At 55.0% G+C, this 9,011-nt stretch carries 9 protein-coding genes; 4 read left to right on the forward strand and 5 right to left on the reverse strand.

Annotated elements, in window-relative coordinates:
* Positions 1–496 precede the first annotated feature (496 nt).
* Both VMC84_RS00400 and VMC84_RS00405 read left to right on the forward strand, forming a co-directional pair.
* Positions 497–1,660, forward strand: a complete 1,164-nt coding sequence (locus VMC84_RS00400) for a hypothetical protein (protein WP_325377040.1) — start codon at positions 497–499, stop codon at positions 1,658–1,660.
* 12 nt (positions 1,661–1,672) lie between these two features.
* Entirely contained in the window at positions 1,673–2,602 is a 930-nt protein-coding gene (locus tag VMC84_RS00405; protein WP_325377042.1) for a prenyltransferase, read from the forward strand.
* Here VMC84_RS00405 and VMC84_RS00410 read toward each other — a convergent pair.
* The 5 genes from VMC84_RS00410 to VMC84_RS00430 form a co-directional block, all read right to left on the reverse strand.
* Entirely contained in the window at positions 2,599–3,318 is a 720-nt protein-coding gene (locus VMC84_RS00410; protein ID WP_325377044.1) for a glycosyltransferase family 2 protein, read from the reverse strand. The two genes, VMC84_RS00405 and VMC84_RS00410, sit on opposite strands and share 4 nt — an antisense overlap.
* A gap of 11 nt (positions 3,319–3,329) precedes the next feature.
* The gene (purB, locus tag VMC84_RS00415; protein ID WP_349256722.1) at positions 3,330–4,667 is read right to left on the reverse strand and encodes an adenylosuccinate lyase; all 1,338 of its coding nucleotides are present in this window, start codon (positions 4,665–4,667) and stop codon (positions 3,330–3,332) included.
* A gap of 75 nt (positions 4,668–4,742) precedes the next feature.
* Positions 4,743–5,456 carry a glycerophosphodiester phosphodiesterase gene (locus tag VMC84_RS00420; protein WP_325377048.1) on the reverse strand — a complete coding sequence of 238 codons (714 nt, stop codon included), beginning with the start codon at positions 5,454–5,456 and terminating at the stop codon, positions 4,743–4,745.
* Positions 5,457–5,604: 148 nt separating this feature from the next.
* The gene (locus VMC84_RS00425; protein ID WP_325377050.1) at positions 5,605–6,234 is read right to left on the reverse strand and encodes a hypothetical protein; all 630 of its coding nucleotides are present in this window, start codon (positions 6,232–6,234) and stop codon (positions 5,605–5,607) included.
* A 240-nt stretch (positions 6,235–6,474) separates the two neighbouring features.
* Entirely contained in the window at positions 6,475–7,086 is a 612-nt protein-coding gene (locus VMC84_RS00430) for a hypothetical protein (RefSeq protein WP_325377052.1), read from the reverse strand.
* 120 nt (positions 7,087–7,206) lie between these two features.
* Here VMC84_RS00430 and VMC84_RS00435 point away from each other — a divergent pair, with 120 nt between their 5' ends.
* Positions 7,207–8,157, forward strand: coding sequence for a tyrosine--tRNA ligase (locus VMC84_RS00435; protein WP_325377054.1), 951 nt, complete (start codon positions 7,207–7,209; stop codon positions 8,155–8,157).
* A 36-nt stretch (positions 8,158–8,193) separates the two neighbouring features.
* Positions 8,194–8,514 carry a translation initiation factor eIF-1A gene (eif1A, locus tag VMC84_RS00440; protein ID WP_325377056.1) on the forward strand — a complete coding sequence of 107 codons (321 nt, stop codon included), beginning with the start codon at positions 8,194–8,196 and terminating at the stop codon, positions 8,512–8,514.
* The last annotated feature ends 497 nt before the right edge of the window (positions 8,515–9,011 follow it).

Genomic DNA, 9,011 nt, shown 5'->3' on the forward strand with positions numbered 1-9,011 from the left:
GGCGAACACGGCGCTTTTTTATGATCGGCACGGCGACACCACGGCGACACGGTTTCCTGATAATATTAATCAGCAGGGGTCTCCGAGGGGTAAGCAAGAGCACTCCGCCCGATGTCAGCCCTCTTCAGGATATAAAAGTAAGCAGGGGGTCTCCGAGGGGTAAGCAAGAGCGCTCCGCGCGGCGTCAGCCCCCTGTAGGACTTAAAAGTCCTCCGTGCCCACTGTGCCCTCCGTGGTTAATATTAAACCGTGCCCCCTCCGTGGTGCCTCCGTGACCGCTATGGTGAAGTTTTTAATAAGCAATATTGGGGTCTCCGAGGGGGCATCAGCCCCCTTCAGGAAATAAAAAAACGCCGTGTTCGCCGTGTCGCCGTGGTGAATAAAAAGCGCTGTGTCTCCGTGGTGCCTCCGTGCGCCCCGTGGTAAGAACCGAAAAGGACTTATTGCTTGGTCGTCATTATCGGATTGTCTATCCAGTCGCCAGAGAGTTTAACATATGACGCCGCAGCCAGGAAAAAGAAGCCTCGCATCCGAGATCATCTTTGTCGGTGCGCTTATCGTTCTCATAATCGTCATCGGAGCCTGTGCCTTTTACATATATGATTATATTGTGCCCCATTCCACGGTGACTCCTACCGCGAACCCGACGGTGACGGCGACGCCTGTGCCAACACCCCGGCAGACGGCCACGCCCACGCCCACGGCAACGCCGACCGCTGTCGCCACCCCGACACTTGACCCGGGTTTTTATCAGCAGGATACGAAGATCACGGTCGGCGAATTCGACTACTCCTATCCGGGCATCTGGGACCACTACATCGCTTACGACATGTACGACGGAGCGAAGAACTATACATTTTTATATGACGTGAACACCGGCGACAGGACGCAGATAGCCGACGGGACGGTATTCTCCTATGGCGACATCAGCAACGGCAAGGTCATGCTGTTCTACCCGACCAATGGCAACCGGATATACCTGTACGACATCAGGACGCGGGAATCGCTGCTCACGTGCACGGATGATAACAGCATTCGTAATAGCATCACCATGTTCGCCAACAAGCTGGCCTATTACCAGGACGTAGGCCGTTATGATTCCGAAGGCAAATGGGTACCGAACTACCATATCTACGTCTTCGACATGGTCATGGGCAGCGCTTCGGACGTCATGTCCAACCTGCCAAAGCCCCTGGACATCCGGATCTACGGCGACCGGCTCGTCTATACGGTCGTCAGTGGCACGTGCAACGATATCTACCTGCTCGACCTGGGGACGAAAAACCCGGCGCCTCAGAAGATCTCAACGAGCCCGGGCCTTAATAACCATGCGCGTATATACGACCATTACATCGTTTACCATTCGGATGCAAGCGGCACGGACCACATATACATATATGACATTAACACGGGGAGTACCACTTCGCCGACCCAGACGGGCTCACAGGGGTACGCCGATATCTATGGCAGCACCGTGGTCTACGACGATAACCGCAACGGCAACTGGGACATTTATGCCTACGACCTGAATACCCAGAACGAGCGCCGGCTTACCAACGAGCCCCACGACCAGCAGGCGCCGGTGATCTATGGCAATCGCATCGCCTACATGGATAACCGGAATGGCTACTGGGCCATCTATACCATGACCATATCGTAAGGGTCGTTATCCATGAATTTTCAGGCCTGGCTAAAGGAATTTCGGGTCTTATTTTTAATTTTTGTGGCGCTGCCCGTCGTCCTCGGCTCGGCGGTCGCCTACGCATATGAGCCCCAGTCGTTCAGCCTGCCCTATTGTGTTCTGGCAGTCATCGCCATGATGTCCCTGCACGCAGGCACCGTCATCCTGAACGACTATTTTGATTTCCGCAGCGGCACGGACGTATTAAATAAAGAGCGCACGCCGTACAGCGGTGGCAGCGGCCTCCTGCCCGAAGGCACCCTGAGTCCGGCGGGGGTGCTCATCGCGGGCCTCCTCAGCTTCGGGCTTAGCGCCCTGCTCGGCACATTTATCGTCCTCACCCGGAGCCCCATCGTCCTCGTCATCGGTGTTATAGGCGCCGCCATCGGCTTCTTCTATACGGCGCCACCCTTCAAGCTGGCTTACCGGGGCTTTGGCGAGACGGCGAGGCTCTTCGCTACGCCGCTGATGGTGCTGGGCGCCTTTGTCGTGCAGGTGCCGCCGGCATCGATGGCGGATATGAGCAGCTACGTCGGGCCTCTTACCGTAGTTCTCGTCTCGTCGCTGCCCGTGGCCTTCCTGAACACGGCCGCCTTGTACATCTTCCAGTTCCCGGACTACGAGGCGGACTCGGCCGTCGGGAAGACGAACCTGGTCGTGCGCCTGGGCAGAAAGAACGCCGTATATGTCTTTATTCTCTTGAGCGCCCTGGCCTACATTGTGCTTTTAGCCGGTATCGTGTCGGGCCTGCTCCCGTTTTTCTCGGCGATCGCCTTCGTGGCCCTGCCGCTGAGCGCTTTCGCATGTAAGGGCTTATTGGTATATTTCGATTTGCCAAAGAAGCTCGTACCATACATGAAGTCGGCGAGCGACGCATATATTCTGGCGACAATTGCCCTGACGCTGGCATTTTTTATCTAAGGGTGCCGGCCGTTAGATCTCTGGCCCGTGGCCATCACGTACAGGCTCTTGCCCACGTACCGCAACCCGTGGTATATCTGCTTGAGCCGCAGGTAATTCGTAAACTTTGACTCCCCTAGCCGATTCCGTATTGTCACGGGGACGGTGCCGATGCTCAGCCCTTCTTTCCACGCGTTATAGACCATGTCGTACTCGATCTCGAAGCCCGTGGCGGCCAGGCCGGGATAGATAGTCTCGACGGCCCTGCGGCTGAACAGCCAGTAGCTGGTCTGTATGTCGGGCAGCTTCATCCCATACGCAAAAGAGACGATGCCCGAAGTGGAAGAGTTGATGAAAAGCGAGAACCAGCCGAGCCTGTCATGCTGCACCTTCCGGTCCCGGGCGCCCAGCACCATATCGTCGCCGTCGGCCTTTATCTCGGTAAGCATGCGTTCCATCTCGGAGGGCGGATTCGTATAATCGGCATCGATCATGCCCATATAACGGTAATCCCTGCCCAGGAAATATTCCATGGCCGACCGGACGCCACAGCCCTTGCCCTTGCCGAACTTCTGGGGTAAAAAGCCGTATCCCAGGCTTTCGGCGACCTGCCTGGTCTTATCGGCCGAGCCGCCGTCCACTACCAGGACGTCCATCCACTTCGGGATCTCGGGGGCGAGGGCTCCCAGTGCTTCTTCCTCGTTCAGCGTGGGGAGTATTAGCAGGAATTCGCTCATAGGACGGCTTCTTAATGTACGTAGCCTTCTTTCCTTAAAACTTCATCGACCTGCTCCACGGCGGTACCGATGTAATTCTCCGGATCGGTGACCTCGTCGATCTCGGCGGGCGTTAGTTTTTTCGAGATCTCCGCGTCCTCCAGGAGGGCCTGCCGGAAGGGCATGTTCTGCTCGAACGCCTTCATGGAGGCACTGCGTACGATCTCGTGTGCTTTCTGGCGGCCGAAGCCCCTGCTGGCTAACGCGATCATGACCGCCTCGCTCATCTGCACGCCCTTCAGGACGTTCAGGTTGCGCCTGATGTTCTCCGGATAGAACGTCAGGCCGCTGATCACGTTTGTGGCCTTTCTTAAAATGTGGTCGAGTAAAATTGACGCCTCCGGGATGATGACCCGCTCGCACGAGGAGTTTGTCAGGTCCCTCTCGTCCCACAGCGCGTTATTTTCCAGTGCCGGCTCCACGTAGGCCCGCACCACGCGGGACAGGCCGCACACCTGCTCCGAGTTTATCGGGTTCCTCTTATGGGGCATCGTGGACGAGCCCACCTGTTTTTTACCGAAGCCCTCCGCGAGCTCGCCGATCTCGCTGCGCTGCATGAGCCGTATTTCCAGGCATATTTTATCCAGCGTGCTGGCGACCAGGGCTAAAAATTCCATGTACTCTGCGTGCCTGTCCCTCTGGATGATCTGGGAGGACACGGTAACTGCGGGGATGCCCAGCTCCCGCATCGTCAGCTCTTTTATCCGGATGCCATCCTTCCCGAAGGCCGCCTGCGTACCCACCGCGCCGCTCATCTGGCCTATAGCCACGCGGGGCCTCATCTGCCTCAAACGCTCCTGGTGCCGGGCGACCTCCACGGCCCAGATGGCGAACCTCAGCCCATAGGTCGTTGGCACCGCAAGCTGGCCGTGAGTCCGTCCCGCGGTCACGAGATGCTTCGTCTCGTCCGCCTTCTGGAGCAGCGCCCTCTTGAGCTTCTCCAGCTTATCGTCGATAATCTCCATGGCGTCCTTTAACTGTAATGCCAGGCCCGTGTCCAGGATGTCGTTGGACGTGGCGCCGTAGTGGACCCACTTGCCGGCCTCGCCGCACTGCTCCGCGTAGGCGAGCACCACGGCCATCATGTCGTGGCTGATCTCGTCCTCGATCTGCCTGACCCGCTCCACCTTCACCTTATCCATGCACGCCGCTATCGTACTGGCGTCCTCCCTGGACACGAGGCCCACCTCGGCCTCCGCCTTCGCCAGCGCCGCCTCCACCATGAGCAGCTTTTTAAGTTTCGCTTCCTCGGTCCACACGGCCTTCATCTCGGGCGTGCCGTACCTGAACTCGATCGGGTGTATCGCCATCGACATCAATCCATTAATCGTATACGAATTAGCCTTGAAATACCTATAGGTGTCGCCTTTAAAAAAGTATCCCTTTCAGGTACTGACGGGCACCTGCCGGAACTCGACGAGCCTCTCCGGGTAATTGCTGCATAAATAATACGGGTCCATGGACGCGTACTTATCGATCTCGTCAGGCGTGTCGGCGTTCCATATGCCGACCCTCAGGCCCTGGCGGCGTATCTGGCCGACGAACGCCGGCGTCACGATCTTCTTGCTCAGCATGACGGCGTCCGCCTTCACGTCCCGAAGCAGCGTGTCGAGGCACTCCTGCGGGTCCTCGGGCATCTTATCCATGATGGCGGCGGTCGCGATAGCGGAGTCCATGTCCTTCACTTTTTTAATGGAGTCGTAGATAAACGACGAGACCATGCACTGGCCGGCGATGTCATTCCGGCGGATAGCGGCCACGACATCTTCTTCGATGCCCGGCTCCTTGATCTCCATGTCCATCTTCACATAATTTTTCATGAGGCCGATGGCCTGCATGAGCGAGGGGATCTCCTGGCCATTTCCGGCATCGAGGCCGTGGAGCTCCCTGAAAGTCATGTCCCGGACCTTGCCCTTGCCATCCGTCGTCCGGTCTACCGCATCGTCGTGTATGACGACCAGCACGCCGTCTTTCGTCTCCCGCAGGTCGAACTCTATCCAGTCCACGCCGATGTCCATGGCGCGCTTGAACGATAACAGCGTGTTCTCCGGCGCCTGCCGTGGCGCTCCCCGGTGGCCGACGATCTGGAATTTATACATTTCTATTAAAAATAGGATGGCGTACTTAAAATACTTTACAAAGATAGAAGCATGTACTAATTTTTCCTATATGCGATTGGGGAACGATCAATTATATAAACCCGTTTTTTACGGCAAAAATTAATAAAAAAGATGGATGGTAGAACCTCTAGGCGAGGTTCGCCCACACGCTCTGGACTCTCGACGTGTTGTCCAGCGTAAAGTCCACGGAGCTGCTTCCGAGCGTCGGTATGGACGCGATGGTCTTGACCAGCTCGCCCGTGGAGTTGTCAGCCATCGACTGGATCGTGAGCTTGACGACCACGTTGCTGACGTCCGTCTTGCATACGTTATAGACGTTCACCTTCACGTCCAGCGTCGTGGTATTATTATTCGTAGTGTTGGACATTATGTTGTAATTGTACGCGACTGCCGGGTCGTTCTCCAGGAACTCGCCGAGCTTAACGGTCGTCGTCTCGCTCTGGTTCTTCAGTGATGCGTAGTCCGCCGAGGTGTTCTTATAGTCCGCGTTCAATATGTCGTAGCGCTGGCTCAGGTCGGCGTTATTGGCGACGAGGGCCGTATACCTGCCCGACAGGTCATTATACGATTCGTTCAGGGCCGTGTACGCCTGCCTGGCGGATGCCGCGTCGTTGCTGGCGCCCTTTTCGTTGTTATAAAGCATGAACACGCCGGCGCAGAGAATGAGCACGACTACGACTAGAACAATGACGACGATAGTCGACAGTGAACCCGCAGGTTTAAAGCCGCCACTACTAAGTGACTTTCCATTACTCAAACAACCATCCCCATTTAGTACATGATTATTATCGGCGTATCATATAAAAGGTTAGTGCTTATCCGTCTTACGTTTCATACCAGACGGAGTTCAGCCGGGCGGACGCCGGATATTCCCATTTCACATGCAATAAAACATACAGTATGCTACCTTTACCGGCCATCACCGGGCCTCCAAATGCCCCTAAATATCGTTGTCTGGCGGTCGCTTAAATATAGTTTATCTCACTATCGATGAACTTCAGGAGTAGGTGACCCACACGGTGTCGAGCTGTGACATCGTGTCGAATTCCCAGGTGTAGTTCCTCTTGTCCAGGGGAGCTATGTTGGTGAACGTCTGGTCGTTGAGGTTGGGCTGGCCCATATAGAGGACGCGGCAATGGATCGTCGCGCTGCTTGCCTTATTATCGCCGACGTTATAGATGATGGCCTGCACGTAGAGCTTCTGATTATTCCCGGACCCCAGCCGGTACGAGTGATAATAAAGGGCTATCACCGGCCCTCCTCTTTCCGTGAAGTTACCGATCGCCGACTTCATGCTGTCGTAATCTGAGCGTATGGACGAAGTATTCGAGATGAGACTGCTATAATTATAGCTCAGGTTCGTGTACAGCTCAGTCAGATTATTGTGGCTGGCGATGAGCGTCTCGTGCTCGCCCGTGAGGTTCGCGTACTGCATGCCGAGGGCGTCGTACTCCACGCCCTTCTGGACAAGGTCGGCTGCCCTGTCCTCGGACTGCCCGTGGTAATAGTAGGTCGCGTACGCGAGGATGGCTATGGCCACTCCGAGTAATATGTAAAATTTGAACTGCCAGAGCCTATTCATCCACCCGAGACCTTTTTTATCACTCAACAGGCGAGCACCTCTACAGATTGTACCTGCCTGTTATTATATAAATTAGATGTTGCTCTTCGTCCCAAAAACATAAATGATTTATATTACCGGGCTCTATTAGGGCAGTGGTGTCTTATAATGGATAGGTTAGAGCTGGTCACCAGGAATGTCGAGGAAGTCGTGACCATGGATGAGCTAAAGAAGCTGCTGGACGATAAGCAGCATCCGACGGTCTACGTCGGCTACGAGCCCAGCGGTAACATTCACTTAGGCCATATGATCACGGCCAACAAGCTGATCGATTGCCAGAACGCCGGTTTTAAAGTTATCGTGCTGTTAGCCGACCTTCATGCTTATCTTAACCGTAAGGGCACGATGGCGGAGATCGAGAAGATCGCCGAATATAACAAGCGGTGCTTCATAGCGCTGGGACTGAGCGAAGAGAATACCCGCTTCGTGCTTGGCTCGACCTATCAGCTATCCCCGGAGTACGAGATGAACGTGCTGCGCATGGCCTGCGATACGACGCTGAACCGCGCGAAGCGCAGCATGGACGAGATCTCCCGGGACGCCGAGGACCCCCACGTCTCGCAGATGATCTACCCGCTCATGCAGACCATGGACATCGCCTCGCTGGGCGTCGACGTCGCCATGGGCGGCATCGACCAGCGGAAGATCCACATGATCGCCCGGGAGCAATTACCGACGATGGGCTTCAAGAGCCCCGTATGCCTGCACACTCCGATCCTGCTGGGCCTGGACGGCACGAAGATGTCCTCCAGCAAGGGCAATAATATAAGCGTGGACGAGCCCGCGGAGAGCGTCACGAAAAAGATCGAAAAGGCGTTCTGCCCGATAGGCCAGGTGGAGAATAACCCGGTCATCGACCTGTTCAAGTACCACGTCTTCATGAGGTACCCGACCATCACGATAGAGAGGCCCGAGAAGCACGGCGGCAACATGGAGTTCTCCAGCTTCGAGGCCCTGAAAAGCGCGTTCGCCGAAAAGAAGGTCCACCCGATGGACCTGAAAAAGGCCGCCGCGAAGTACATGAACATGATCTTAGAGCCAGTCCGAAAAAAGGTATAATACTAACCTCCGTATATAGTGGTTGAAGGTGATAAACTGAATACTCCAGATAACAGGGGCGGCCATCCTGGTGAAGAAGGCGAAATGGTCACAAGGGTACGCGTGCCCAACAAAAAGGAAAGAGAGATATTAGGCACCGTGACCAGCATGCTGGGCGCCAATCGCGTCGTGGTGCGCTGCGTCGACGGAGTTACGAGGATGTGCCGGATCCCGGGCAAGATGAAGAAGCGCATCTGGATCCGCGAGGGCGACGTCGTCATCGTCGTCCCCTGGGAGTTCCAGGACGAGAAGGCGGACGTGATCTGGAGATACACGGGCCCGCAGGTGAACTGGCTGCAGCGCAAAGGCTTCCTATAATACGAAAACTGTTTATCACCTATAAAAACCAGGGGGCATCAATTGCCACGTAATACGATTTATTTATTGTTGACTATTTTTCGATTTTTGGATATTTGATTATCTTACTTATAGCGTATGCCTTGTTGGTATGGATTTCACCACAAAGGCGGGTGGTTCCGTGTGTGTTGTGTTATCGTTTGTCCTTTGTTTGTGTGGTTCGCTGATTTGTCCGGTTTTTCAACACTAAAACACGAATTATTTTCTAGTCCCACGTAAGGGGCACGAACCGCACTAAAGTAGATGCTTTCACGTCAAAACACCAAACAACCTCCCGAAGGGCACGGGCCTCACTAATTAAATTGAAACACTAGAGAAAGCATATTAAATAAGGCATAAGGGTCATGCCGTCCTCGTGTTTCAATCCTTTGGTGAATTTAGTGTTCTCCGTGAGGCTTGTTTCGTGTTTTAAGCTCCAGGCATGGACCTTAGTGATTATCGAGACTTACGTGGGATAT

Source organism: Methanocella sp. (assembly GCF_035506375.1).
GTDB lineage: Archaea > Halobacteriota > Methanocellia > Methanocellales > Methanocellaceae > Methanocella.

What these genes read in the sequence shown, in the direction of transcription:
- VMC84_RS00400 (WP_325377040.1), top strand. Translation starts at nt 497, where the DNA reads ATGACGCCGCAGCCAGGAAAAAGAAGCCTCGCATCCGAGATCATCTTT.
- VMC84_RS00405 (WP_325377042.1), top strand. Translation starts at nt 1,673, where the DNA reads ATGAATTTTCAGGCCTGGCTAAAGGAATTTCGGGTCTTATTTTTAATT.
- VMC84_RS00410 (WP_325377044.1), bottom strand. Translation starts at nt 3,318, where the DNA reads ATGAGCGAATTCCTGCTAATACTCCCCACGCTGAACGAGGAAGAAGCA.
- purB (WP_349256722.1), bottom strand. Translation starts at nt 4,667, where the DNA reads ATGGCGATACACCCGATCGAGTTCAGGTACGGCACGCCCGAGATGAAG.
- VMC84_RS00420 (WP_325377048.1), bottom strand. Translation starts at nt 5,456, where the DNA reads ATGTATAAATTCCAGATCGTCGGCCACCGGGGAGCGCCACGGCAGGCG.
- VMC84_RS00435 (WP_325377054.1), top strand. Translation starts at nt 7,207, where the DNA reads ATGGATAGGTTAGAGCTGGTCACCAGGAATGTCGAGGAAGTCGTGACC.